Below are 25,236 nucleotides of genomic sequence, written 5' to 3' on the forward strand. Positions count from 1 at the left end.
GATCACGCCCCCGTCCGTTCCCGGCTGAGCACGGCGACGCCGGTGGCCGGGAGTGTGAGCGAGTCGGCGGCCAGGGTGCTGCCGCCGAGGTCGACGGCCGCGAGGCGCCCGTCCGCCGGGGTCAGCGCCACGGTGACCGCCTGTGCGGAATGGTTGATGTAGAACAGGTACTCGAGCGTCTCCGTCTCCCGCACGGCGAGCTGGACGGTACCGCGCACGTCTGCGGGCAACGGCGACGCGATTCCGGCATCCGCGGCGAAGCGGCCGACGAGGGCGACGAGCGTGGCCGTGTCCGGCACCGTCGCGACGAAACTGGCCCGCCCCGCGCCGACGGAACGGCCGGTGACGGCCGGCACGCCGGGGAACGGCCCGTCGTCGAAGCACGCGAGCACGTCGACGTCGGGCTGCACGGTGACGTCGTGGGTGAGCAGCGACCCGGTCGACCCGTCGGGCACCTGCCCCGAGAGCCCGACGGTCTGGCCGGCGAGCAGCCCGCCGAACTCCTCGGCGCGCACGCCGAGGAGTTCACGGAAGGCGCCGGGGTAGCCGCCGGGGTGGATGTGGTCGTCGGCATCGGCGATGCCGGAGAACACGCCGACCACGAGGTGGCCGCCGCTGCCGACATAGCCGGTGAGGGCATCCGTGAGCGCGTCGGTGACCACGTAGAGCATCGGGGCGATCACGAGGTCGTAGCCGTCGAGGCCGGGTCCGTGCAGCACGGACCGGGCGGGCACGATGTCGGCCTGGAGACCGTTGGCGAGCGCTGCGGTGTACCAGGCCATGGCTTCGGTCTTGTAGCGCAGCAGTTCGGTGGGGTGCGAGTCGAGCTCGGAGGCCCACCAGGAGTCCCAGTCGAAAAGGATGCCGATGCGGGCCTGCCTGGTTCGGCTGCCGGCGACCGCGGCGAGGCCGGCGAGTTCGCTGCCGAAGCGGGCGACGCTGCGGAAGACCGAGCTGTCCTCCCCCGCGTGCGGGAGCATCGCCGAGTGGAATTTCTCGGCGCCGGCCAGGGACTGGCGCCACTGGAAGAAACAGACCGCGTCTGCGCCGTGCGCGACGTGGGTGAGGCTGTCGCGGCGCAGCTGGCCTGGCGACTTGGCCTGGTTCACCGGCTGCCAGTTGACGGCACTGGTGGAGTGCTCCATCAGGAACCACGGGGCCCGGTTCGCGATCTGGCCGGTCAGGTTGGCCGAGAACGACAGTTCCTCGAACGCCTGTGGGTCGGCGACGAGCAGGTAGTGATCGTTGGAGACGAGGTCGACTTCGGCGGCCCAGTCCGGGTAGTCCATGCCGCGGGTCTCGCCCATCACCATGAAGTTCGTGGTGACCGGCACCTCGGGAGTGGCCTCCCGCAGGATCTCGCGCTCGGCGATCAGGTAGCCCTTGAGCGCGTCGCTCGAGAACCGGGCGAAGTCGAGTTGCTGGGTGGGGTTCGGGTGGGTGGCGGCCAGTCGGGGCGGCAGGATCTGGCTCCAGCTCGAGTAGTTCTGCGACCAGAACGCGGTGCCCCAGGCCCGGTTGAGTTCGACGAGCGAACCGTACCGGGACGCGAGCCAGTCGCGGAAGGCCGCGGCCGCGTCGTCCGAGTAGTCGTAGACGTTGTGGCAGCCGAGTTCATTGCTGATGTGCCACATCGCCAGGGCGGGATGGTCGGCGTAGCGCATGGCCATCTTCTCGACCAGGGCCAGCGCGTAGCGGCGGAAGACCGGCGAGGTCGGACGCCACTGCTGGCGGCCGCCCGGCCAGATGGTCTCACCGAGCCGGTTCACGGGCAGCACCTCCGGGTGCGCCTCGGTCAGCCACGGTGGCGGGCTCGCGGTGGCGGTGGCAAGGTCGACGGCGATCCCGTTGGCGTGCAACAGGTCGAGGGCGCGGTCGAGCCAACCGAAATCCCAGCTGTCGATGGTGGGCTGCAGCAGCGCCCAGGAGAAGATGCCGACGCTGACGATATTCACGCCGGCCTCGCGCATCAGCCGCATGTCCTCGGCCCAGACCGCTTCCGGCCACTGCTCGGGGTTGTAGTCGGCCCCGTAGGCGATGCGGGCGGTTCCGGACGCCGGGCTCTCCGTGCCGTCTGCGAGAGTGTGCGCTTCGGGCCAGCGCACCCAGCGGGTGGCTGCGATCGTGCTCACGGCGCTCATGCGGCGCTCCGGGCGGCCAGGCGCACGATCGACCAGGACAGGGCGGGGAGAATGACGGTGACCGCGTCGCCGTCCTCGGAGAGCGTCACGTCCGGCAGATTCGCCGGAGCAACGGCATCCTGGTGGTCGGCGGTGTTCGCGCTGAACCGGTCACCTCCGTCCGGGGCGTGCACGCTCTGCGCGGATAGCACGGCGCGGGCGGGAGCGCCGGCGAGGTCGACGTCGAGGGTGAGCGGGGCGGTCTCGGACCGGTTGACCAGATAGAGCACGATCTCCTTCTCGGTGGCCGTCGCCGCCGCATCCGCCAGGTTGACGGTGCCGTGGGCGACGGTTTCGTAGGTGTCTGAGTGGATCGCGGTTGCCAGCACGTCGCCGCGAGCGGCTCCCGCGGTCAACGCGAAGGGGAAGAAGGTGGTCTGCCGCCAGGCGGGCCCGCCGGGTTCGGACCGGATGGGGGCGATCACATTGACGAGCTGGGCGAGGTTGGCCATCGAGACCCGGTCGCTGTTGCGCAGCAGCGAGATCAGCAGGGAACCGACAACGACGGCATCGCTGACGTTGTACTCGTCTTCGATCAGGCGGGGGTGCGTGTTCCACTCCCCGGTGAGCAACGGCTGTTTGTCGACCTCGTTGAAGCGGGTCTGGTACCAGACGTTCCACTCGTCGACGCTGATGCCGATCGGGCGGTCGACGCCCCGTTCCGCCGCTACCTCGTCGACGATCGCGGCGACGTCCGCGATGAAGCGGTCCAGGCCGACGCCGGAGGCCAGGAAGCTGCCGAGGTCGCCGGGTTTCTCTTCGTAGTATGCGTGCAGGGAGATGTGGTCGACGAGGTCGATGGTGTGCTCGAGGACCGTGCGTTCCCAGCTGCCGAAGGTGGGCATCTCGGCGTTGGAGCTGCCGGCGACGACGAGTTCGATCGTGGGGTCGACCCATTTCATCACCCGGGCGGTCTCGGCGGCGAGGCGCCCGTATTCCTCGGCGGTCTTGTGACCGATCTGCCAGGGGCCGTCCATCTCGTTGCCGAGGCACCAGACGCGGATGCCGAACGGCTCGATGCTGCCGTTGGCCCGGCGCTCGTCGGAGCGGGTGGTGCCTCCCGGGTGGTTGGCGTATTCGAGCAGGGCCGCGGCCGCCGCGACGCCCCGGGTGCCCAGGTTCACGGCCTGCATCACCTCGACGCCGGCGGTCTCTGCCCAGGCGGCGAATTCGTGCAGGCCGACCTCGTTCGTCTCCACGCTGTGCCACGCCGGGTCGAGGCGCACGGGGCGCGTCTCGCGGGGGCCGACACTGTCTTCCCAGCGGAAGCCGGAGACGAAATTGCCGCCGGGATAGCGGATGAGGCTCGGGTTCAGTTCCCGCACCAGGTCGAGCACGTCCTCGCGGAATCCCGCCGCATTCGCGGTGGGATGACCGGGCTCGTAGATGCCCGTGTACACGGCGCGACCCATGTGTTCGACGAAGGAGCCGAAGATCCGGGGCGAGACGGGCGCCACGACGTTGTCGCGGGTGATGCTGAGCCGGGCGTGCAACACGGGGGAAGATCCTCTTTGTTCGGTACTACGACGTGTCGCCAGCGACGGAAAAGGGCGGGCCTGGACCAGGCCCGCCCTTCTCCGGCAGTGGCGCAGGCAGCTACTTGCTGGTGACGGTGAAGCCCTGCTGGTTGCCGTAGTCCGCGGTGGCCTTCTGCCACGCGGTCAACCCGGCGTTGATGTCGGACTTGGCGGCATACGCCTGACCGACGGTGTCCTTGAAGATGCTGTTCGAGTAGACCTGGAACGGCAGGTAGCTCCAACCGGGTACGACGTCCTTCGCGGACTGCACGAGGACCTCATTGATCTTCTGGCCGCCGAAGTAGTCGCTCGTGGCGTTCAGGAACTTGTCGGAGTTCAGGTCGGCGACGGTCGACGGGAATCCGCCGGCGTCGATCGAGATCTGGGTGCCGGCGCCTTCGTTCATGTACTGGAGGAATCCGGCAGCCACGAGCTTGTTCGTGCTCTGCTCGAGGATGGCGTCTCCGCCGCCGCCGTTCTCGGCGCTGGCGGTGTCGCCGGCCTTGTAGGTCGGCATCGGCGCGACTCGCCAGTTACCGGAGGCCTCCTTGACGCCGGTCTCCAGGTTTCCGGGCATCCAGGCACCGATGTTGAGGGTGGCGATGGTGCCGTCGCCGAGGCCCTTGTACCATTCGTCGCTCCAGCTGGGCGTTGCGGCGAGGAGGTCGTTACTGAGCAGCGTGTTCCAGGTGTCCGCGAACTTCTTCGAGCCCTCGTCCTGAAGGTTGATGCTGACCTTGGTGGAGTCCGTCGTGGTGAACGGCTTTCCGCCGGCCTGCCAGATCATGCTCGTGGTGAAGCCGGCGTCGCCGGTGTCGTTGGTGATGTACGCCTTCGGGTTGGCCGCGTGCAGCTTCTTGGCCGTTGCGATGTACTCGTCCCAGGTGGTGGGAACGGTGAGGCCGTACTGGTCGAAGACGGCCTTGTTGTAGAACATGGCCATGGGGCCGGAGTCCTGCGGGAGGGCGTAGATGCCGTCGCCGAGCTTGACCGAGCCCCAGGTGCTGTCGGTGTATTCGGACGCGAAGGAGTCGAATCCGTAGGCGCTGAGGTCGGCGAGCGACTTGGAGAGCGCGAACTGCGGAAGCGCGTAGTACTCGATCTGGGCGATGTCCGGCGCGCCGGACCCGGCCTTGATCGCGTTCTGCAGCTTGATGTACTGGTCGTTGCCGGTTCCCGCGTTGACGACCTTGACGGTCACGTTCGGGTGTTCCTTCTCGAACGCGGTGGCGATGTCCGCCACCGCAGGGGCCCAGGCCCAGACGGTGATGGTCGACTTCTCGTTCAGGGCCGCGGTGATGTCGGCGGCGCTTGCGGTCGATGCTGCGGTCGATCCGGTTCCGGATCCGGAACACGCGGCGAGGGACATGCTGAGCGCGAGCCCGGTGGCCACGACGACCGCGGTGCGGCGCAGTGCCTTCCTGGTGCTGTGTGGTGATTTCATGAAATGCCTTTCACTTCCTTGTAAATGGATGAGGTGCCATGCGGGACAGGTGGTGCGGTCGAATGGGTCTTGGGGGGGGTCACGCCTTGACGCTGCCGGCGGCGAGGCCGGACTGCCAGTAGCGCTGGAGGAACAGGAACGCGACGACGATCGGGATGATCGTGAGCATCGAACCGGTGATCACCAGGTTGTAGATCACGTCACCTCCGACGGTCTGCGCCTGGTTGCTCCACTGCTTGAGTCCCACGGTGAGCGGGTACCAGGTCGGTTCGCTCAGCATGATCAGGGGCAGGAAGTAGTTGTTCCAGGTGGCCACGAGGGTGAACAGCAGCACGGTCACGAGACCGGGGGCGAGGAGCTTGAGCGAGATGGTGAAGAAGGTGCGGAATTCGCCTGCTCCGTCCATGCGTGCTGCCTCGAGCACCTCGGTCGGCACGGCGTCGAGCGCGTACGTCCAGATCAGGTACAGGCCGAACGGGCTGATCAACGAGGGCAGGATGACCGCCCACGGCGTGTTCGTGAGACCCATCTGGCTGAACATGAGGAAGGTCGGGACCGCGAGGGCCGTTCCGGGGATCGCGACGGCACCGAGCACGACCGCGAAGACGGCCTTCTTGCCGGGGAAGTTGAATTTAGCCAGGCCATAGCCGCCGAGGGCCGCGAGGAACGTGGCCCCTCCCGCCCCGACGACGACATACATCAGCGTGTTGCCGAACCAGCGGACGAAGACTCCGTCGTTGTAGGTGACGGTCGCGACGATGTTGTCCCAGAGCGCGTTCGGGCCGCTGAACCAAAGGCCGAACGAGTTGAGCAGCTCGGCCTGGGTCTTCGTCGAGTTCACGAAGAGCCAGAACAAGGGCAGCAGGCTGTAGAGGACCAGCGCACCCATGATGATGGTGAGCAGGATCGACTTCCTGGTGTGCAGGCCCTGGTTGGACTTGTTCGTGCGGGTGTAGCGGGACATCCGTGGGGCCTTTGCCGGGCGTGCGGACACGTTCACTCTGGCCTGGTCAGTGGTGGACATCTCAGACCTCCTTCCGCGAACCGGAGTTCTGCACGATGTAGGCGATCACGGCGGTGATGAGGCCGACGATGATCGCGATGGTGGCCGAGTAGTTGTACTGCTGACCGGCGAAGGACAGGTTGTATGCGTACATGTTCGGGGAGAAATAGGTCGAAATGGTGTTGGGCGCCAGGGACTGCAGGATGCTCGGCTCGTTGAAGAGCTGGAAGCTGCCGATGACCGAGAAGATGCCGCCGATCACGATCGCGGGACGCAGCGCAGGCATCTTGATGCTGCGGATGATGCGGAATGCGCCGGCCCCGTCGAGGGAGGCCGCCTCGTAGAGGTCGGTGGGGATCACCCGAAGGGCCGCATAGAACAGGATCATGTTGTACCCGATGAATTCCCAGGTGACGATGTTGCCGATGCTCGCGAGCACCCAGCTGCTTCCGAGCGGGTCCGGAATGGCGAGGTGGAAGAAGTCATTGAGGTTGCCGACGAGGCCGAACTTGGTGCCGTACATGAAGCCCCACATCAGGGTGGCGACGACCGCGGGAACGGCGTACGGCAGGAAGATCGCGATGCGGAAGAAGCTGGACAGGTGCAGGCGGGCACTGTCGATCGCGAGTGCTGCGAAGAGCGCGATGCCGAGCATGATCGGCACCTGGACGACGAAGAACAGGGTCACCCGCCCCATCGACTCCCAGAACTTGGGATCCGTGAGCGCCTGGCCGTAGTTCGCGAAGCCGACGAAGGAGTTGCCTCCGACGAGCTGTTCCTTGAAGAAGCTCAGGTAGATCGAATACAGCACCGGAGCGATCAGGACGAGGGTGAAGACGACCATGAACGGGGCGATGAACTTCCAGCCGGTCCAGTCGCGCTTCTGCACGTGCGGCTTCCGGGGGCCCGAAAGCGCCCGGCCACTGGGGGTGAGTGTTGACAGCGTCGTCATTCCTGTTTCTCTGACTCGATGGTGTGGTGCTGCGGATGATGGAGTTCGAGGTTCACGATCATGTTTACGTAAACATGACGTGTAAGCACGCTAGCATGTTTACGTAAACATACGGAAGCATTTTCCGGGACCCGGGAGGGCACGTGGCAAAGATCAGCCCCGCAGACGGCGTTGGCCCCTCCGCGCCCTCGACTCCCCAGAGTCCGCCGACTGCGCAGACTCCCCCGACGCGCGGCGTGCAGCGCCTGCCCTCGATGGCGGATGTCGCGGCCCTGGCCGGTGTCTCCTCCCAGACCGTGTCCCGGGTGGTGAACGCCCGCAGCAATGTCGACTCCGACACCCGGGACCGCGTGCTCGCGGCCATGGACGAGATCGGCTACCGGCCCAACAGCGCCGCCCGCGCCCTGAAGTCCGGCCGGTTCAGCACCATCGGCGTGATCATGTTCACCCTTTCGAGCTTCGGCAACATGCGCACGCTCGATGCGGTCGCGATGGCAGCCGCGCAGGCCGGGTACTCGATCACGCTCATCCCGGTGACGCGGCCCACCCAGGGCGCGGTCACCGGCGCCGTGACCCGGCTGGCCGAGCAGGCCGTCGACGGCATCGTGATCATCATGGAAGCCCACATGCTCGACCGGATCGACGTGACCGTGCCGACCGGGCTGCCCGTCGTGATCGTCGACTCCGACGCCGGTTCCCGGTACACGGTGGTCGACACCGACCAGACCGAGGGCGCCCGTCTGGCCACCCAGCATCTGCTCGACCTCGGGCACCGCACGGTCTGGCACATCGCGGGTCCGGAGTCGTCCTTCTCGGCCGGTCGTCGCACCGCGTCGTGGCGCAACACCCTAAAGGCCGCCGGCGCTCCGGTGCCGCCCGTGCTCGAGGGGGACTGGAGCGCACAGAGCGGCTACGTGCACGGGGTGACCCTGGCCGCCGACCCGCTCGTCACGGCCATCTTCGCCTCCAACGACCAGATGGCCCTCGGCGTCATGCGCGCCATGCACGAGGCCGGCCGGGGCCTGCCCGCCGACGTGAGTGTCGTCGGCTTCGACGACATGCGCGAGTCCGGCGAATTCTGGCCCCCACTCACGACGGTGCACCAGGACTTCGCCCAGGTGGGCCGGCTCTGCATGGAGAAGCTCCTGCGGCAGATCGACTCCCCCGGCGCATCCGTTCCGGGCACCACGATCGTGCCCACCCACCTCGTCGTCCGCGGCAGCACCGCCCCGAGGCTTCGCAACGTCGGAGATTTTCGCGACATGCCGTGAATCCGGGCAGCGGATGCGGCGAGTTACGAGAATCTCCGACCTTACGTCGGCGCGACCCGGCACGCGCCCACATACGCGCGCTGCGGAGCGCACTCGCGCCGGGCATCCGCTGGCACCCGCCTGAATTACGGACTGTCGGAGATTTTCGCGACATGCCGTGAATCCGGGGCAGCGGATACGGCGGTTCGCGAGAATCTCCGACGTTGCGTCTGTCAGGCCGCAGGGCCGGCCCGCACCAGCGCCGCACGGCTCCCCCACAGGCTCGAGGGCTGCACAATTCTCCCCAGGCACGCCGCCGGCCTGCCTGCGGCCGCCGGCGCGCGGCATTCTCGCCCCGTGGACGAGATTCAGAACCGGAAAGCCCCTGAACGCGCGGCTTCGGGCGCAAGCGACGACACGCGCCCCACAATTGCCCCGGCTACGGCGACCACCACCCCTGCGACGTTTCTCTGCGGCTTCGGGCACGCGAGTACGACCGCCGAACTGCGCCGGTTCGGGGTGACGGCGGCGCGGGTCCGTGCCGCCAGTGCCAACGGCACGATCGAACGCGTCGCCCGCGGATCCTATGTATGCCCACACGCCGGCCGTGACCAGCGCGACGCCGCAGCAGTGCACGCTCAAGTAACCTGCCTCAGCGCCCTGGAATCGGCGCGAGTGTGGACCGACCTGCCGCTCGACGCCCTGCACCTGCAGGTACCGCCGAACGGGCGCGGGAAGCGCCCGTCCCGAACGAGCGATGGGCGGGTCATCGTGTATCACTGGGCCGCGCCGCGCTACCCGGACCGGGCGAGATCCTGGCTCGTCGGTCCGAAGGAGGCGGTGTGGCAGGCGATGCGCTGCCTCGACGAGGAGCATGCGATCGCTTGCCTCGAGTCCGCAGTGCACGAAGGGGTGCTGACGCGGGCAGAGGTGGGTGTGCTGTGTCGTGCGGCTCCGGCGCGGCTGCAGCCGGGCATCCGAGAGCTCGAGTTCACGGCGGACTCCGGGCTCGAGACGATCGTGCGCCGGCGACTCCGGCACGCCTGGTACACGGTCGTCGCGCAGGTGCGCGTGCACGATATCGGCGACGAGGACCTGCTCGTCGAGGACTGCGTCGCGCTCGAGATCGACGGTGCGCGCTGGCACGGAGCCGAGCGGTTCCACCCGGACCGCATTCGCGACCTCAAAACCGAGGCGCTCGGGCGGCGTTCGATTCGACTCACGCACGACCAGATTCTGTTCGAGTGGGAGACGACATTCCTGGCGATCAGGCGAGTGGTCGACGACGCCCTCTCCGTGCGTGCACTCCACGTCGGGCCGCTGCTCTTCGCGAAGCATGACCCGTTGTAGCGCGAGGCCTCGCTGGCGGCTGCCGCGGGCATCCGCTGACGCCGCGGGAAGTCGCCGCGGCCTCCGCGACGTAAGGTCGGAGATTTTTTGCGACACGCCGCGCGACCGGGCAGCGGATGCCGCGTGTCGCGAAAATATCCGACATTACGTTCGCCGATTCACGGCGAAACGGCCGCTCCCCGAAGGGAACGGCCGTTTCGTGTGGCGCTGGGTGCTGCTAGATGACGGCCAGGGTCTGGCGAGCGATCTCCAGCTCCTCGTTCGTCGGGATGACGAGCACGGTGACCTTCGAGTCATCGGTCGAGATGACGCGGGCGACCCGGGAGAACGGGTCGTTCTTCGCCGGGTCGATCTCGATGCCGAGGAATTCGAGTCCGGCAAGGGCGCCGGCCCGGATGATCCCCGAATTCTCGCCGATACCGGCGGTGAAGACGATCACGTCGAGTCCGCCGAGCTGGGCGATGTAGTTGCCCACGTAGCCGCGGATGCGGTGGTAATAGACGTCGAGGGCGGCCTGGGCGACCGCGTCTCCGGCAATGGCGGCGTCTTCGACGTCGCGCATGTCACCGTTGCCGGTCATTCCGAGCATGCCGCTCTTCTTGTTCAGCAGGACGTCGAGCTCTTCGATCGACATGCCGGCCTTGCGGTGCAGGTGGAACAGCACGGCGGGGTCGATGTCGCCGGAGCGGGTACCCATGACGAGTCCCTGCAGCGGGGTGAGGCCCATCGAGGTGTCGATCGAGACGCCGCCGTCGACCGCGCACGCCGACGCACCGTTGCCGAGGTGCAGCACGATCGTCTTGAGCTCCGCGAGCGGGCGGTCCAGGAACTCCGCAACGGCCTCGGACACGAACTTGTGCGAGCTGCCGTGTGCTCCATAACGACGGATGCCGTACTCGGCGGCCAGCGCGGTGTCGATCGCGTAGGTGTACGCCGATGCCGGCATCGTCTGGTGGAACGAGGTGTCGAAGACGGCGACGTGGGGCACGTCCGGGAACTGGGCGCGGGCCGCGTTGATGCCCTGCACGTGTGCCGGGTTGTGCAGCGGCGCGAGGTCGGAGAGCGCGCTGATCTGGGCGAGCACCTCGTCGTCGATCACGGTCGGGCCCTGGAAGATGCTGCCACCCTGCACGACCCGGTGGCCGACGGCCACGAGGTTCGCCGTGCTGAGCTGCGGGCCCGTGGCGGCGAACGCGGCGAGCATCACGGCGAATCCGGCGGTGTGGTCCGGGATCGGCAGCGTCTGCTCGACGCGGTCGGACCCTGCGGCGTTGTGACGGGCGTGCCCGCTTGCCTCACCGATGCGCTCGACGAGACCGCTCGCGAGCTCGGTCTCCGTGGCCATGTCGATCAGCTGGTACTTGAACGACGAGGACCCGGAGTTGATGACCAGGACGGCGCTCATGCGGAGACCGTCGCAGTCGTGGCAGCGGCGGCGGCAGCGGAGTCGAGCGACGCCGCCTGGATGGCGGTGATGGCGACGGTGTTGACGATGTCCTGCACTAGTGCTCCTCGGGAAAGGTCGTTGATCGGTTTGCGCAGGCCCTGCAGAACGGGGCCGAGCGCGAGGGCGCCAGCACTGCGCTGGACGGCCTTGTAGGTGTTGTTACCGGTGTTGAGGTCCGGGAAGATGAAGACGGTGGCCCTGCCGGCCACGGCCGAGGCCGGCATCTTCACAGCGGCGACAGCAGCATCCGCTGCCGCGTCGTACTGGATCGGGCCCTCGATGAGGAGGTCGGGACGGCGCTCGCGCACGAGTGCGGTCGCGGCGCGGACCTTGTCCACGTCCGCTCCCTTGCCCGACTCGCCGGTCGAGTACGACAGCATCGCGATGCGCGGCTCGATGCCGAACTCGACGGCCGTCTCCGAAGCGGAGATGGCGATGTCGGCGAGCTGCTCGGCGGTCGGGTCGGGGTTCACGGCGCAGTCGCCGTAGACGAGGACCTTGTCCGCGAGGGCCATCAGGAACACGCTCGACACGACGGACGTGTTCGGGCGGGTCTTGATGATCTCGAAGCTCGGGCGGATGGTGTGCGCCGTGGTGTGCGTCGCACCGGAGACCATGCCGTCGGCGAGTCCCATCTGCACCATCATCGTGCCGAAGTAGGACACGTCGGTGACGACGTCCCTGGCCTGGTCGATGGTGACGCCCTTGTGGGCGCGCAGTCGGGCGTACTCCGTGGCGAACTTGGTGCGGAGCTCCTCGTCGAAGGGGCTGATCACCTGGGCCTTCCCGATGTCGATGCCGAGTCCGATCGCGCGGGAGCGAACCTCGACCTCTTCTCCGAGAATGATGATGTCGGCGACATCGCGGGCCAGCAGGGTCGCGGCGGCGCGCAGCACGCGGTCGTCCTCCCCCTCGGGCATGACGATGCGCTTGCGGTTCTTCCTCGCACGTTCGAGCAGCGTGTACTCGAACATGAGCGGCGTCACGACGTCGGCGCGGCTGACCTTGAGGCGGTCGAGCAGAACGGATGCCTCGACGTGGCTCTCGAAGAGGGCGAGCGCGGTGTCGAGCTTGCGCTGCGAATCCGCGGCCATCCGGCCGGGGGTATGCGTGATGCGCACCGCGGCCTCGTAGGACGCGAGTTCGGTGCGGATGATCGGCACCGTAGAGGCGAGCCCCTCGACGAGCTGTTCGATCTCGGTCGGGAGGTCGAAACCGCCGACGAGGATGATGCCTGCGATCGAGGGGAACGTCGCAGAGGAGTTCGCCATCAGCACGGCGAGGAGCACGTCGGGCCGGTCGCTCGGGATGAGCACGACGGCGCCGTCGAAGAGGCGCGGCAGCACGTTGACCATCGACATCGCCGCGACGACGACTCCGAGGGCCTCACGGGACAGGAGTGCGGGGTCCCCCTTGACGAGGGTTCCCTTCACGGCCTTGAGGATGCTCTTCATGCTCGGTGCGACGATGTACGGGTCCTCGGGAAGCGCCCAGACCGGCACGTTCGCGAGTTCGCTCCCTGGCGCGTCGACGACGTCGCGGACGGCGCCGATCACGTCGTCCAGACGCGTCGGGTCGGCCCGGTTGACGATGACGCCGAGCAGCGAGACGTGCTCGTTGCGCAGTTCGGCGATCGTGACATCCGTCAGCTGGCGGATGTCGTCCGGCGTGCGCGGGTCGCTCTGGCCGAGTCGGTCATCCTGGTTGAGCGTCTCGCCCTGCCCGGAGCCCACGCGTCCGCCGAGAACCAGCAGCACCGGGACGCCGAGGTTGGCGGCGATGCGGAGGTTGAAGGCGAGCTCGGTGGGGCTGCCGACGTCGGTGTAATCGCTTCCGATGACGACGACCGCGTCACACTGGGCCTCGACGGCCTTATAACGCTGCACGATGCGGCCGAGTGCCGCATCGGGGTCGAGGTGGACCTCGTCATAATGTACGCCGACGCATTCGTCGTACGTGAGCGGGGTGCTCGTTGCGGCGGTCGCACTCGCGGCCTTGCCTGCGGAGAGGTGCTCGAGCAGGAGCTCGAGCACGTAATCGGGATGGTTGGACGATCGGGCGACGGGACGGAAAACGCCGACCCGTTCGACCGAACGCAGCAGGGTGTCCAAAACACCCAGCGCGATCGTAGATTTGCCTGTATAACCCTCGGCGGAGGTGATGTAGATACTGTCAGCCACGATTAGACGTTATCCCCACCCGTTGAAAGTCCCACATCGACCGGGGTGGCGCCGATGCCGTTCGCATCCCAGACCCACTCGGTGACCTCGGGGATGTCCTCACCGAATGCGCGCGTGTAATCGCGGGCACGGAGGCGGGCATCCTGCATTTCCTGGCGGAGAACGCCGGCGCGGGCCCCGAGTCCGGGAACGCGGTCGATGACGTCCATCACCAGGTGGTATCGGTCGAGGTCGTTGAGCATGACCATGTCGAACGGGGTCGTCGTCGTGCCGTTCTCCTTATACCCGCGGGCGTGCAGGTTGCCGTGTCCGTGGCGCTTGTAGGTCAGGCGGTGGATCAGCCACGGGTACCCGTGGTATGCGAACACGATGGGCTTGTCCGCGGTGAAGTAGGCGTCGAACTCGGCGTCGCTGAGTCCGTGCGGGTGGTCCGCCTCGGACTGCAGGCGCATCAGGTCGACGACGTTGACGACGCGGACCTTGAGGTCGGGCATCGCTTCGCGCAGGATCGCGGCGGCGGCGAGGATCTCGAGGGTCGGGACCTCTCCGGCTGCAGCGAGGACGACATCCGGTTCGGTGCCGGCGATTTCCGTGCCTGCCCAGTCGAAGATGCCGAGGCCGCGGTCGCAGTGCGCGACGGCCTGGTCCATGGTGAGCCAGTTCGGAGCCGGCTGCTTGCCCGCGACGACGACGTTCACGTAGTCGACGCTGCGCAGGCAGTGGTCGTAGATCGAGAGCAGCGTGTTCGCGTCGAAGGGCAGGTAGACGCGCACGACATCCGCGCTCTTGTTCACGACGTGGTCGATGAAGCCCGGGTCCTGGTGGGAGAAGCCGTTGTGGTCCTGGCGCCAGACGTGCGAGGAGAGCAGGTAGTTGAGGCTCGAGATGGAGCGGCGCCACGGGATCTCGCGGGTGACCTTGAGCCACTTCGCGTGCTGGTTGAACATCGAGTCGACGATGTGGATGAAGGCCTCGTAGCAGTTGAACAGGCCATGGCGGCCGGTGAGCAGGTAGCCCTCGAGCCAGCCCTGGCACTGGTGCTCGCTGAGCATCTCCATGATGCGGCCGGCACGTTCGAGGTTGGTGTCGCCCTCGTGGTACTCCGCGTCCCAGGTCTTTCCCGTCGCCGCGAACACGGCGGGGGCGAGACGGTTGGATGCTGTCTCATCCGGCCCGAAGATCCGGAAGTTGTCGGGGTTGTCCCGGATGACATCCGCGAGCCAGGTGCCGAGGACCTTCGTGGCCTCGTCCGTCGTCGCGCCCGGGGAGGGAACGTCGACGGCGTAGTCGTGGAAGTCGGGGAGGCGCAGCTCCTTGCGGAGCAGCCCGCCGTTGGAGACGGGGTTCGCGCTCATCCGCAGGTTTCCCTCCGGGGCGAGCGCTGCGATCTTCGCGACCGGGGCACCGGACTCGTCGAACAATTCTTCGGGGTGGTACGAGGCGAGCCAGCCCTCGAGGAGACGGGTGTGCGCCTCGGTGTCGCGGGCGTTGCTGAGCGGCACCTGGTGCGAACGCCAGGAGTCGACGACCTTGAGGCCGTCGATCATTGTCGGGCAGGTCCAGCCCTTGGGGGTGCGCAGGATGATCATGGGCCAGCGCGGACGCTCGGTGTCGCCGGCGAGGGCGCGGGCCTTGATGTCGGCGATCTCGTTGAGGACCTCGTCGAGGGTCTCGGCCATGCGCTGGTGCACGAGGAGCGGGTCTTCCTCGTTGAAGCCGCCGGAGACGATGTACGGCTTGTGGCCGTACCCGCGCATCAGGTCGAGGAGCTCCTCCTCGGGGATGCGGGCGAGGATGGTCGGGTTGGCGATCTTGTACCCGTTGAGGTGCAGGATCGGCAGCACGACGCCGTCGACGAGCGGGTCGACGAACTTGTTGGAGTGCCAGCTGGTGGCGAGCGGGCCGGTCTCGGCCTCGCCGTCTCCGACGACGGCGGCGACGAGCAGGTCGGGGTTGTCGAACGCGGCGCCGTAAGCGTGGCTGAGCGCGTAGCCGAGCTCGCCGCCCTCGTGGATGGAACCGGGGGTCTCCGGTGACGCGTGGCTCGGGATTCCGCCCGGGAAGGAGAACTGGCGGAACAGGGCCTTGACGCCGCGTTCGCTCTGCTCGACTCCGGAGTAGATCTCGGTGTATGTGCCGTCGAGGTAGGCGTTGGCGACCATGCCGGGCCCACCGTGGCCGGGGCCGGTGACATAAAGGGTGCTGATCTTGCGTTCCTGGATCGCGCGGTTCAGGTGGGCATAAATGAAGTTCAGTCCGGGGGTCGTTCCCCAGTGACCGAGCAGGCGGGGCTTAATGTGGTCGCGGGTCAGCGGCTCCCGCAATAACGGGTTGTCGAGCAGGTAGATCTGCCCCACGGAAAGATAATTCGCGGCTCGCCACCAGGCGTCTACGCTCGCGAGCGCTTCATCGCTCAGCGGACGTGGCTGCTGGGTGGGCCACAAGAAGGTTTTATCGGACGTGTTGACCATGGGTGCCTCCGGCACTGTCGGGGCGCGATCCGCGCATAGCCCAGTCTATGAGTAGATATGGAATCGTTATCACGGAATTTTGCACAGTATGCGACGCGCGCGCAGGCAGTACTGCGCGGAGTGCCCACGCCAAGGCAGACGAGGGCGTCAGAGTGCCCTGAGGAGTGCGGGATTCGAGGCCGCGCGGGCATGAAAAAACTCCTCGCGCACCCACCAGAGCCCAGTTACCCTTGCTACGTTTCCGTCCTGGGGGAGTTGGCCGAGATAGCGCCACGCGAGGAGCCACTCCCAGTTTATGCGCAAAGCCGCACCGAGCCAAAAGCAGGTCCCCGCAGACCGCGTTCTCAAGTGCCTCCAGAAACAGGTAAGATTCTTCGAGGTTGTTACCTTCGGGAAATGACCGGCCAGGAGAATTCGCCTAGTGGCCTATGGCGCACGCTTGGAAAGCGTGTTGGGTGAGAGCCCTCGGGGGTTCGAATCCCCCATTCTCCGCCAATATAGATTCGTCAGAGCCAATAAAGATTCGTCAATCGGCGAACGGATGCCGCGGCGCACGCGGCGCCGGCGGCGGCGGTACCTCTTTCGCGGCGACGATCTCGGCGAGCACGATCGTGACGAGACCGCGTTTCGTCTCGACCACGCAGTCGACCGGACCGCACGCGCGGAGGTAGCCGACGGCATCCGTCACCCCGCCCTCGATCGTGCGGCGCACGACGACGCGGGTCCCGATCGCCGCCTCGGTCACAAAACGGGCGGCGGCCGCTGCTGCACTACTCATAGGGCGAGCCTACGCGGCGCCGACCAGGGCCCCGCGTCAGCGCAGCCGGCTGAACGCCTCGACCCGCTCGGTCTCGCCCGCCACGAGGATCACGTCGTCCGCCTCGAGGACGGTCTCGAGGGTCGTGTAGTTCCAGCCGGCGCCGCCACGGAGGAACGCGGTCACGGTCACCCCGTGCACGGGCCGCACCCGGGTCTTCGCGAGCGGGATGCCGACGGTCTCCTGCGGCGGCGCCATCTTGACCATCGCGAAGTTCTCGCCGATCTCGAGGTAGTCCTGCATCACCCCGCGCACAAGGTGCGCGACGCGTTTGCCCATGTCCTTCTCCGGATAGATCACGTGGCTCACCCCGAGCTGGTCGAGGATCGCGCCGTGCGGTTCGCTCACCGCCTTCGCCCAGATGTTTCCGATGCCGAGCTTGATCAGCAGCGACGCCGTGAGGATGTTCGCCTGGATGTCCCCACCGATCGCGACGACCGCGCTGCTGAAGTCGGCGACGCCGAGCTGACGGAGGGTCTCCTCCTTCGTCGAGTCCGCGCGCACGACATGGGTGAGCAGGCCATTGTGCGCCTGCACGATGTCCGCGTCGCCGTCGATCCCGAGCACCTCAGTGCCGCTCTTCATGAGCTCGAGGGCGAGCGAACTGCCGAACCGGCCCAGGCCGATCACGACGACGGCGTCCTCCCGGGTCATGCGGGAGGACGAGCGACGCCCGAACAGGGAGAATTTAGCCAATGATCGGTCTTTCTATCGGTAATTCAAAAGTCGCGGGGCGCTGCCGGAGCGCGAGGGCCGAGGCGAACGTAATGGGGCCGAGCCGGCCGATGAACATCAGGAGCATCAGCAGGACCTGGCCGCCGACCGGCAGGCTCGCCGTGATCCCGGTCGACAGGCCGACCGTCGCGAACGCGGAGATGACCTCGAAGAGCAGCACGTCGAGGCTGAAGTCGGTCAGGAGCATCAGAACGACCGTGGACGCGGCGATCAGGGCGACGGCGATCAGCACGATCGTGATGGCCTGGCGCTGCACCGCCCTGGCGAGCTGCTTGCCGAAGACGTTGACCGCCCCTTCTCCCCGGATCTCGGCGAGGAGAACGAAGAAGAGCACGGCGAAGGTCGTCACCTTGATGCCGCCCGCGGTGCCCGCGGGTCCCCCGCCGATCAGCATCAGCACGTCGGTGCCGAGCAGGCTCGCCGAGTCCATCTGGCCCCAGTCGATGGTGTTGAACCCGCCCGACCGGGCCTGCACGGATTGGAAGAAGCCGGCGAGCACCTTGTCGGGACCCGCGAACTGCCCGAGTGTCGCGGGGTTCGACCACTCGACGGCGGTGAGGTACGTGGTGCCGACCACGAGCAGAACGACGGTGGCGGCCAGCACGATCCGGGTGTTCATCACCCACTTGCGCGGCAGGCGCGGGAACCGCCGCAGCTGCACGAGCACCGGGAAGCCGAGGCTGCCGAGGATGACCGCCGCCGCGATCGGCAGCGAGATCCACGGATCGGTGGCGTAGGACATCAGGTTGTCGCTGAACAGGGCGAATCCTGCGTTGTTGAAGGCGGAGACCGCGTGGAAGAGCCCGAGCCACACGGCGCGTCCCAGGGGCTCTCCGTACCCGATCGCGAACCTCGCGCTCAACAGGGCGCCGACGCAGAGCTCGATGACCACGGATGTCGTCACGATACCGAGCAGGAGACCCCGGACGTTCTCGAGTCCGACGCTTCCGCTCTCGGCAGCCGCGGTGATCCGGGAGCGGAGACTCATCTTGCGCAGCACCGAGAGTCCGACCACGGACGCGAACGTCATGATGCCGAGCCCGCCGACCTGGATCAGCAGGACGATGACGACCTGTCCGAAGGGTGTCCAGTGCGTGGCCGTGTCGACCACGACGAGCCCGGTGACGCAGACGGCGCTCGTCGCCGTGAACAGGGCCTCGAGCAGGGTGGACCCACCGGGGCCGACCCTGGCGACCGGCAGCATCAGCAGCACCGTTCCGATCGCAATCGTCAGGGCGAAGGCCGCGACGCCCACCTGGGCAGGGTGCGCCCGGAATCTCGATAGCTGCGCGCTGCGCCGCGCGCGGGGAGAGTCTGGCACGAGCCCACTCTACGGATACCAATCCACTTCGACGAGGGCTCCGGACTACCTGGATGAAGTTGGGAGGGTTTCCGGGAGGTGCGACGCGGTGTCCCCGTTAAGGTGGCTACCGGGTACGTCCCCCATTGGCGATAATCTGGATACACCGGCTAGGGGGACGCTTAAGGTGAAAGTCACTGGGGGACCGCTCGTTCGGGCGCACGCTTTGAGACCGCACGGCCGGTTGCTCCGGCAGTCCGGTCTGTCCGTGCTTGCCCTCGTCGCTCCGGTGTCCGCCGTTCTCTACTGGCTCACGATCCCGACCGATTCCTGGCGGCCGGTCTTGATCGGCCAGATCATCCTCTTCGTCATCTGCCTGCTCGCCGCGATCGCGTTCTTCCGCACCGTGATCTGGGTCGACAGGGACGGGGTCACCGAACGCGGCTTCCTGGGCAGGGTCACGAGCTACGACAAGTCCGATATCGGAACCATCGTCCTCCTCGACCTCTACGAAAGCGGCGCGCTCGACACGCATCCGCAGCTGTTCGTCACCGGACTCGACGGCCGGCTGCTGCTGCGGATGCGCGGCCAGTTCTATTCGCGCGGGGCGATGGAGACGATCGTCGAGCAGCTCGACGCGCCGATCGTGCGGGTCGCCGAGCCGATGACACTGCAGGACCTGAACCGGTCCCGCCCCGAGCTGCTCTACTGGTTCGAACGCCGCTTCACCCCCCACACCGACTGAGCGGATGCCGGGGCGCGGCTCAGCGCCGGCGCCGGGTTCCGAAGATGCCGGCCACGACGCCGGTCAGGATGGACTTCGTCACCGACGACCCGAGCACCTCCTCGAGCACGCTCTTCTGCGGTTTCGCGCTCGTGCGGGTGCGTGCAGGCCCCGCGGTCTGCCGCATCAGCCGGTCGTACTCGGCCTGCGCCTTCCGTTCGGCCTGCTCGGCGGCCCGCGTGTCCTTCGCCTGCTGGGCGACGGCGGCCTTCTCGGCCTTCTCGCGCTCCGCGGCTTCCTTCGCCGCGTCGAGCGCCGCCTGCTCACTCGCCTGCTGCTCGGCCGCTGCCCGGTTCGCCGCCTCGAGCTTGGTCGCGAGGATCTCCCGCGCCGATTCCCGGTCGATCGTGGCCCCGTACGTCGCCAGGAGCGGCGACGCCGCGACGGCCGACTCGATCGCGGCATCCGCTGTCGGGGACATCGACCCCTGCGGTGCGCGCAGCCGTGTCCACGCGACGGGGCTCGGGGCGCCCTTCTCGTTCATCACGGTCACGATCGCCTCCCCGGTTCCGAGCCCGGTGAGCACCTCTGCGAGGTCATAACCGGAGTTCGGGTAGGTCGAGACGGTCGCTCGCAACGCCTTGGCGTCATCCGGGGTGAAGGCCCGAAGCTGATGCTGCACGCGTGAACCGAGCTGGGCAAGCACGTCGCCGGGCACGTCCTTGGGCGTCTGCGTGACGAAGAAGATGCCGACGCCCTTCGAGCGGATGAGCCGGACGGTCTGGGTGATCGAGGCCAGGAAATCCTGGGAGGCGTTCGCGAAGAGCAGGTGCGCCTCGTCGAAGAAGAACACGAGCTTGGGCTTGTCGAGGTCGCCGACTTCGGGCAGGTCGTTGTAGAGGTCGGCCAGGAGCCACATCAGGAAGGTGGAGAACAGTGCGGGCTGGTCCTGCACCCCGGGCACCTCGAGCAGGCTGATCACGCCGCGGCCGTCGGGTGCGGTGCGGAGGAATTCGCGGGTGTCGATCTCGGGCTCGCCGAAGAAGACGTCGGCGCCCTGGTCCGCGAAGGTGATCAGTTCGCGAAGGATCACGCCGACGGTCGCCGGGGACAGGCCGCCGAGACCGGCGAGCTCGGCCTTACCCGCCGGGCTGGTCAGGAAGCTCAGCACCGCGCGCAGATCGGTGAGGTCGAGCAGCGGAAGGCCGGCCTGGTCGGCGTAGTGGAAGACGAGGCCGAGGCTGGATTCCTGAGTGTCGTTGAGGCCCAGGACCTTGCTCAGGAGCAGCGGACCGAAGCCGGCGACGGTCGCGCGCACCGGCACACCGCGGCCGGTGCCGCCGAGGGAGAAGTACTCGGTTGGGGCGGCCTGGCCGGTCCAGTCCTGCCCGATGCCGCGGGTGCGGGCGAGCAGCTTGTCGTTCGGCACGCCGGCGGTCGCGACGCCGGACAGGTCGCCCTTGATATCGGCGGCGAACACGGGCACGCCGTGCGCGGAGAGCTGCTCGGCGAGCACCTGCAGGGTGCGGGTCTTCCCGGTGCCGGTCGCGCCGGCGACGAGGCCGTGCCGGTTGGTCATCGCGAGCGGGATCCGGATCGGCACGTCGGCGAGCGCGTCGCCGTTGACGAGGGCGCCCATCTCGAGGGCCGGGCCGCTGAAGGCGTACCCGGCCCGAATCACGTCGACCTCTGCCGCGGTGAGCGGTGCCGCTGCTGTCGCCGCTGCGGCTGCTGCGGATGCGGCGTTAGGCGCTGCCGGCACCTCGGATGCCGACCGTTCGGCCGGTACCGCGGGTGCGGCCGCGGGTGCGGCCGCAGGTGCGGCTGCCGCGGATGCGGGTGGCGGTGCCGCAGGGTCGGACTCCCTACGCGCGGCCGCTGTGGCGGCATCCGCCTGAGCCTGGACGGCCGCAGCCTGCACCCGGGCGAGGGCGGCTTCGGCATCGGCCTGCGCCTGGCGTGCCGCGGCGACGGCTGCCTCGGCCGCGGCCTGAAGCTCGGACAACTGATCGGCAGCATCGCTCGAATTCATGGCGCGATCCTAGCCCCGCCGCGCGATCCGCGCGCCCAAATCCTGTCCGCGAGAGCGCACTTTTGGCCCTTAAGCCGCGGATTTAAGGGCCAAAAGTGCACTCTCGCGGGACACACACGCACACCAAGTGGCGGGGGAGGCGGTCAGGCGGGGTCTGCGGGGCGGGAGGTGAAGACCCAGGAGTCGCCGGCGAGTTCGGGCCGGAGGCCGCGGGAGAATGCCGCGGCGAATGCGACCCGCGAGTCGGCGCGCTGCCGGGCCGCGGCATCCGGGTGCTCGGTGCGGAGGCGCTCGAAGTCAGGGTTGAGCCCCAGGGGCTCGGGGGCGGGCAGCCCGTCGCGGGTCGGTTCGGCGGTGCCCCACTGCGGCCGGGCGGAACCGGCGAGTGCCGCCAGCGTCCGGGGCGAGTCGAGGCGCCAGCGCACCTCGAACCGGTCGCTGCGGTCGCTGCCGCTGATCGCGTCGTCGAGCCGCCCGTAGAAGTCCGGGTGGAAGTCGGTCACCTCCGCGCCGAGTTTCACGAGGTTGAAGTGCGCGTTGCGGCGGATCAGCGGGTCGAAGGTCCAGCGCATCTCGTCGACGCCGTGCTCGAGGCAGACCGCGCGCTGGAAGAGCTTGAGCGCATAGCCGACCCCCCCGCCGCGCAGGCCCGGTGCGACGGCCGTCATGTGCGAGTGCAGGTGGATGCCGCCGGCCCAGCCGAGGAAGCCGAGTGCGGCCCCGACGAACGCGGGTTCCGCTCCCGCCCGTGCGCTGGGGCCTCCGTCGGCGGCGGCAGCGGCAGTATCGGCGTCACTCGTCGCGACGAGCACCGTGTTGCCGGCGTGGTCGAGGGCACGCAGGAGGGAGGCATCCGGGCTGCGGCCGGAACCCCAGGTGCGCTCGAAGAGCGCGACGACGGCGGGAAGGTCTTCGGGGCGGGCCGCGCGCACACTGACCGCGGACGCGTCCGCAGCGGCGAGCGCGACCCGGTACGCGGCCACGAGGGTCTCGGCCGCACTCTCAACGCCGTGTGACGGCGGCAGAACGTTCATGCCTCGAGTAGACCACATTCGTGGCCGGCCCGAATCAGTTCAGTGGCCGCGGCCCGAGACGCGGTCGGCGATCGTCGCGAGCGGCGACGTCGTCGTGCGGCGGCCGCCGTGCTCGGCGCGGTCGGCGATCCCATAGGCGCGATACAGGCCGGTCACCGCGAGCCAGCGCAGCGGTTCGGGCTCCCAGTTGCGCACCCGGTGGTTGACCCAGGGCAGCTCGCTGAGCCCACCAGCCCCGCTCGCATCCGCACCACCGGCGACGCGCGCGAGGATCAGCTCGGTCAGGGTGCGCCCGGCCAGGTTCGTGGTCGCGACCCCGGTTCCGACGTAGCCGCCCGCCCAGGCGAGCCCCGTCGCCGGGTCGAGGCCGACCGTCGCAGCCCAGTCCCGCGGCACCCCGAGCACCCCGGACCAGGCGTGGTCGATCGTCACCCCCGTCGTCGCGGGGAAGAACCGGTTCAGGATGCCGCGCAACGCATCGACCGTGCCGGCCGGGGTGTGCCCGTCGGAGTCGGTCTTCGATCCGAAGCGGTACGGCACCCCTCGGCCGCCGATCGCGATCCGGTCGTCGGCGGTGCGCTGCGCGTACATGTAGGCGTGCGCCATGTCGCCGAGGGTCTCGCGGCCGTCCCAGCCGATGCTCTCCCAGACCGCGGGCGCGAGCGGCGCCGTGGCGATCAGTGACGAGTTCATCGGCAGCCAGGCCCGGTGCAGGCCGCGCAGGCCCGCGGTGAATCCCTCGGTCGCCCGTACGACCACGTCCGCGGCGACGATCCCGCGCCCCGTGACCGCGCGGTGCGGGGTGATCTCCGTCACCATGGTGTCCTCGTAGATCTCGACGCCGAGCGCCTCGACGACCCGGGCGAGCCCGGCGGCGAGTTTCGCCGGGTGAATCCGCGCGCAATGCGGGTGCCACATCGCTCCCGTGGCTCCGACGACGTTCACGCGGGCGGATGCCTCCGTTGCGGAGAGGAGTTCGACATCCGTTTCCGCCCACTCCCGTTCGGACCGGGCGCTCGCCTCGAGTCGCCGCTGCTGGGGCACGTCGCACGCAACCGTGAACTCGCCGCCCTTGACGATGTCGGCGTCGATGCCCTCGGCGGCGACGACGCGGATCACCTCGTCGACGGTGTCGTTCATCGCGGCCTGGAAGCGGGCGGCAGCGTCACGCCCGTGCGATCGGACGTACTGCTCACGTCCGCCTGTGATCGAGTTGGTCAGCCAGCCGCCGTTCCGTCCGGAGGCCCCGTAGCCGGCGAAGCGCTGCTCGACGATCACGATGCGCAGGCCGGGCGCGGCCTTCTTCAGGTAGTAGGCGGTCCAGAGGCCGGTATAGCCGGCCCCGACGATGCAGACGTCGGCCCGGAGCGAACCGGGCAGCGGCGGGCGCTGGGCCGGCCGGCCGAGCTGGTTCCACCAGAAGGAGACGTCACCGTTGATCATGCCGGGTCGGCCTCGGAAGCGGGCCGCACCAGCCGGTCTTCCATCCCCCAGGGCTCACCGTACCCACCGGATGCCTCGCTCGCGCTCATCAGGTCGAGGAACGGTTTCGCGTCGAACGCCTCGGGCCCGAGCACGCCGAGACCGGTCCAGGCGCCGGTCGCGAGCAGTTCGAGGGCGATCACCGGGTTGAGGGCGGTCTGCCAGACGACGCACTGGGCGTCGTACTCGCGCATCGTCCACTCGTTGTCGCTCACGTGGTACAGATACACCTCACGCGGCGCTCCGTCGAGACCGGTGCCTGTGACCCAGACTCCGGCGCAGGTCTTCCCGGTCATCCGCGGTCCGATCGTGGCCGGGTCCGGCAGGCTCGCCGCGACGACGTCGCGGGGCGCGACCCAGACGGGCCCGGACTCGCTGCGCACCCGCACGGGCGTCACACTGTCGAGGCCGAGGCGATGCAGGGTCTGCAGCACGCCGATGAACTCCTCGCCGAGCCCGTACTTAAAGGTGACCCGCTTCGCGTCGAGCCAGCGCGGCATCAGCAGCACCTCTTCGTGCTCGACGTTGACGCACTCGACCGGGCCGATCCCCTCGGGGAAGTCGAAGATCTCCGGTTCGCTGAACGGCTCGGTCGTGAACCAGCCGCGGTCCTTCTCGAAGATGACCGGCGGGTTCAGGCACTCCTCGATCGTCGTCCAGATGCTGAACGAGGGCGCGAAGATCTCGGCGCCGGATTCGTCGCGCACCACGAGGTTCGCGCCGTCGCGGGTGCCGAGCTCGTCGATCTCACTGAACAGGTGGTCGGCGGCGTACCGGGCGAACACGTCCGACAGCCCCGGCTCGACTCCCATCCCGACGAGGGCGAGCCGCCCGGCGGTCTCCCAGTCGGCGGCGAGCGCGAACTGGTCGTCGCCGAGCTTGACGCCGGTCTCGTGGTAGGGGTCGGTCGGGTGCGGTTCGGAGAGGCTCGCGGCCATGTCGAGGTAGTTGCAGCCGGCGGCGAGCGCCCCGGCGAACACGCTCGGCACGAACTTCGGCTCGACCGCGTTCATCACATGGGTCGCGCCGTGCTCCCTGGCGACGGATACGACGCGGTCCGGATCCCCCGCATCGATCTGGGCGGCCGTGAACCGGGCCGCGCTCTCGTTACCGTACTTGGCGGCGACGGCGGCGATCGTCCGTTCCGCACGTCCGAGGTCGTAGTCGCTCACGATCACCCGTTCGAAGAACGACCGGCGAGCGATGATCTTCGCGAACGCGTCTCCGACGCCGCCCGCCCCGACAAGGAGGATTCTCATTCGACGACGGTACCGCGCGCATCCGCCGTTGTCTGCCCCACATCCGAACCAATTCGACG

Annotated in this window: 18 protein-coding genes, 1 tRNA gene and 1 other RNA gene; 4 read left to right on the top strand and 16 right to left on the bottom strand. The window is 68.3% G+C overall.

Annotated elements, in window-relative coordinates; genetic code table 11:
• Positions 1-2 precede the first annotated feature (2 nt).
• The 5 genes from E3O44_RS08230 to E3O44_RS08250 all read right to left on the bottom strand — a co-directional run bounded on the left by E3O44_RS08230 (position 3) and on the right by E3O44_RS08250 (position 7,096).
• Positions 3-2,141 (bottom strand): beta-galactosidase, encoded by a 2,139-nt coding sequence (locus E3O44_RS08230; protein WP_134534238.1) that lies wholly within the window; start codon positions 2,139-2,141, stop codon positions 3-5.
• Positions 2,138-3,676 carry an arabinosylfuranosidase ArfA gene (gene arfA, locus E3O44_RS08235; protein WP_198415889.1) on the bottom strand — a complete coding sequence of 513 codons (1,539 nt, stop codon included), beginning with the start codon at positions 3,674-3,676 and terminating at the stop codon, positions 2,138-2,140. Before arfA ends, E3O44_RS08230 begins: the two co-directional genes overlap by 4 nt.
• A 100-nt stretch (positions 3,677-3,776) precedes the next feature.
• Complete coding sequence (locus E3O44_RS08240; RefSeq protein ID WP_134534240.1) at positions 3,777-5,141, bottom strand: ABC transporter substrate-binding protein; 1,365 nt, start codon at positions 5,139-5,141, stop codon at positions 3,777-3,779.
• A gap of 79 nt (positions 5,142-5,220) precedes the next feature.
• Positions 5,221-6,105: a carbohydrate ABC transporter permease gene (locus E3O44_RS08245; RefSeq protein ID WP_241976276.1), complete on the bottom strand. Its 885-nt coding sequence runs from the start codon at positions 6,103-6,105 to the stop codon at positions 5,221-5,223.
• Between the two features lie 61 nt (positions 6,106-6,166).
• On the bottom strand, positions 6,167-7,096 hold the full coding sequence (locus tag E3O44_RS08250) for a carbohydrate ABC transporter permease (RefSeq protein WP_134534244.1): 930 nt from the start codon (positions 7,094-7,096) through the stop codon (positions 6,167-6,169).
• Between the two features lie 254 nt (positions 7,097-7,350).
• Between E3O44_RS08250 and E3O44_RS08255 the strand changes: the two genes are divergently transcribed.
• Together E3O44_RS08255 and E3O44_RS08260 are read left to right on the top strand one after the other, a co-directional pair.
• On the top strand, positions 7,351-8,367 hold the full coding sequence (locus E3O44_RS08255) for a LacI family DNA-binding transcriptional regulator (protein WP_134534853.1): 1,017 nt from the start codon (positions 7,351-7,353) through the stop codon (positions 8,365-8,367).
• 336 nt (positions 8,368-8,703) lie between these two features.
• A complete protein-coding gene (locus tag E3O44_RS08260) occupies positions 8,704-9,696 on the top strand; it encodes a hypothetical protein (protein ID WP_134534246.1) in 993 nt (330 codons plus the stop codon).
• Between the two features lie 217 nt (positions 9,697-9,913).
• On the opposite strand, the gene E3O44_RS08265 is transcribed toward E3O44_RS08260, so the two are convergent.
• The 4 genes from E3O44_RS08265 to ffs form a co-directional block, all read right to left on the bottom strand.
• Positions 9,914-11,101 carry an acetate/propionate family kinase gene (locus E3O44_RS08265; protein WP_134534248.1) on the bottom strand — a complete coding sequence of 396 codons (1,188 nt, stop codon included), beginning with the start codon at positions 11,099-11,101 and terminating at the stop codon, positions 9,914-9,916.
• Positions 11,098-13,323, bottom strand: coding sequence for a phosphate acetyltransferase (gene pta / locus E3O44_RS08270; protein WP_134534250.1), 2,226 nt, complete (start codon positions 13,321-13,323; stop codon positions 11,098-11,100). Before pta ends, E3O44_RS08265 begins: the two co-directional genes overlap by 4 nt.
• A 2-nt stretch (positions 13,324-13,325) precedes the next feature.
• A complete protein-coding gene (locus E3O44_RS08275; protein ID WP_134534252.1) occupies positions 13,326-15,794 on the bottom strand; it encodes a phosphoketolase family protein in 2,469 nt (822 codons plus the stop codon).
• A gap of 190 nt (positions 15,795-15,984) precedes the next feature.
• Positions 15,985-16,081: signal recognition particle sRNA small type (gene ffs, locus E3O44_RS08280), an RNA gene on the bottom strand.
• A gap of 120 nt (positions 16,082-16,201) precedes the next feature.
• On the opposite strand from ffs, the gene E3O44_RS08285 reads away from it, so the two are divergent.
• Positions 16,202-16,289: transfer RNA gene (locus E3O44_RS08285), tRNA-Ser, on the top strand.
• Between the two features lie 31 nt (positions 16,290-16,320).
• On the opposite strand, the gene E3O44_RS08290 is transcribed toward E3O44_RS08285, so the two are convergent.
• From E3O44_RS08290 to E3O44_RS08300, 3 genes are read right to left on the bottom strand one after another with little or no spacing between them, the layout of a single operon-like run.
• Positions 16,321-16,572, bottom strand: a complete 252-nt coding sequence (locus E3O44_RS08290) for a putative acetyltransferase (protein WP_134534254.1) — start codon at positions 16,570-16,572, stop codon at positions 16,321-16,323.
• 36 nt (positions 16,573-16,608) lie between these two features.
• Positions 16,609-17,307, bottom strand: a complete 699-nt coding sequence (locus E3O44_RS08295; protein WP_241976168.1) for a potassium channel family protein — start codon at positions 17,305-17,307, stop codon at positions 16,609-16,611.
• On the bottom strand, positions 17,300-18,667 hold the full coding sequence (locus tag E3O44_RS08300; protein ID WP_241976170.1) for a TrkH family potassium uptake protein: 1,368 nt from the start codon (positions 18,665-18,667) through the stop codon (positions 17,300-17,302). The genes E3O44_RS08295 and E3O44_RS08300 overlap by 8 nt, the downstream gene beginning before the upstream one ends.
• A 247-nt stretch (positions 18,668-18,914) precedes the next feature.
• On the opposite strand from E3O44_RS08300, the gene E3O44_RS08305 reads away from it, so the two are divergent.
• Positions 18,915-19,391 carry a hypothetical protein gene (locus tag E3O44_RS08305; protein WP_134534256.1) on the top strand — a complete coding sequence of 159 codons (477 nt, stop codon included), beginning with the start codon at positions 18,915-18,917 and terminating at the stop codon, positions 19,389-19,391.
• Positions 19,392-19,410: 19 nt separating this feature from the next.
• On the opposite strand, the gene E3O44_RS08310 is transcribed toward E3O44_RS08305, so the two are convergent.
• The 4 genes from E3O44_RS08310 to E3O44_RS08325 all read right to left on the bottom strand — a co-directional run bounded on the left by E3O44_RS08310 (position 19,411) and on the right by E3O44_RS08325 (position 25,177).
• The gene (locus E3O44_RS08310; RefSeq protein ID WP_134534258.1) at positions 19,411-21,402 is read right to left on the bottom strand and encodes a helicase HerA-like domain-containing protein; all 1,992 of its coding nucleotides are present in this window, start codon (positions 21,400-21,402) and stop codon (positions 19,411-19,413) included.
• 143 nt (positions 21,403-21,545) lie between these two features.
• The gene (locus E3O44_RS08315) at positions 21,546-22,436 is read right to left on the bottom strand and encodes a GNAT family N-acetyltransferase (protein ID WP_134534260.1); all 891 of its coding nucleotides are present in this window, start codon (positions 22,434-22,436) and stop codon (positions 21,546-21,548) included.
• Positions 22,437-22,475: 39 nt separating this feature from the next.
• On the bottom strand, positions 22,476-23,879 hold the full coding sequence (locus E3O44_RS08320) for an NAD(P)/FAD-dependent oxidoreductase (RefSeq protein WP_134534262.1): 1,404 nt from the start codon (positions 23,877-23,879) through the stop codon (positions 22,476-22,478).
• A complete protein-coding gene (locus E3O44_RS08325) occupies positions 23,876-25,177 on the bottom strand; it encodes a saccharopine dehydrogenase family protein (protein ID WP_134534264.1) in 1,302 nt (433 codons plus the stop codon). The genes E3O44_RS08320 and E3O44_RS08325 overlap by 4 nt, the downstream gene beginning before the upstream one ends.
• Positions 25,178-25,236: the final 59 nt, after the last annotated feature.

This window comes from Cryobacterium algoricola (genome assembly GCF_004402485.1).
Taxonomy (GTDB): domain Bacteria; phylum Actinomycetota; class Actinomycetes; order Actinomycetales; family Microbacteriaceae; genus Cryobacterium; species Cryobacterium algoricola.

What these genes read in the sequence shown, in the direction of transcription:
- E3O44_RS08230 (WP_134534238.1), bottom strand. Translation starts at nt 2,141, where the DNA reads ATGAGCGCCGTGAGCACGATCGCAGCCACCCGCTGGGTGCGCTGGCCC.
- E3O44_RS08240 (WP_134534240.1), bottom strand. Translation starts at nt 5,141, where the DNA reads ATGAAATCACCACACAGCACCAGGAAGGCACTGCGCCGCACCGCGGTC.
- E3O44_RS08245 (WP_241976276.1), bottom strand. Translation starts at nt 6,105, where the DNA reads ATGTCCCGCTACACCCGCACGAACAAGTCCAACCAGGGCCTGCACACC.
- E3O44_RS08250 (WP_134534244.1), bottom strand. Translation starts at nt 7,096, where the DNA reads ATGACGACGCTGTCAACACTCACCCCCAGTGGCCGGGCGCTTTCGGGC.
- E3O44_RS08255 (WP_134534853.1), top strand. Translation starts at nt 7,351, where the DNA reads ATGGCGGATGTCGCGGCCCTGGCCGGTGTCTCCTCCCAGACCGTGTCC.
- E3O44_RS08265 (WP_134534248.1), bottom strand. Translation starts at nt 11,101, where the DNA reads ATGAGCGCCGTCCTGGTCATCAACTCCGGGTCCTCGTCGTTCAAGTAC.
- E3O44_RS08275 (WP_134534252.1), bottom strand. Translation starts at nt 15,794, where the DNA reads ATGGTCAACACGTCCGATAAAACCTTCTTGTGGCCCACCCAGCAGCCA.
- E3O44_RS08290 (WP_134534254.1), bottom strand. Translation starts at nt 16,572, where the DNA reads ATGAGTAGTGCAGCAGCGGCCGCCGCCCGTTTTGTGACCGAGGCGGCG.
- E3O44_RS08310 (WP_134534258.1), bottom strand. Translation starts at nt 21,402, where the DNA reads ATGAATTCGAGCGATGCTGCCGATCAGTTGTCCGAGCTTCAGGCCGCG.
- E3O44_RS08315 (WP_134534260.1), bottom strand. Translation starts at nt 22,436, where the DNA reads ATGAACGTTCTGCCGCCGTCACACGGCGTTGAGAGTGCGGCCGAGACC.
- E3O44_RS08320 (WP_134534262.1), bottom strand. Translation starts at nt 23,879, where the DNA reads ATGATCAACGGTGACGTCTCCTTCTGGTGGAACCAGCTCGGCCGGCCG.
- E3O44_RS08325 (WP_134534264.1), bottom strand. Translation starts at nt 25,177, where the DNA reads ATGAGAATCCTCCTTGTCGGGGCGGGCGGCGTCGGAGACGCGTTCGCG.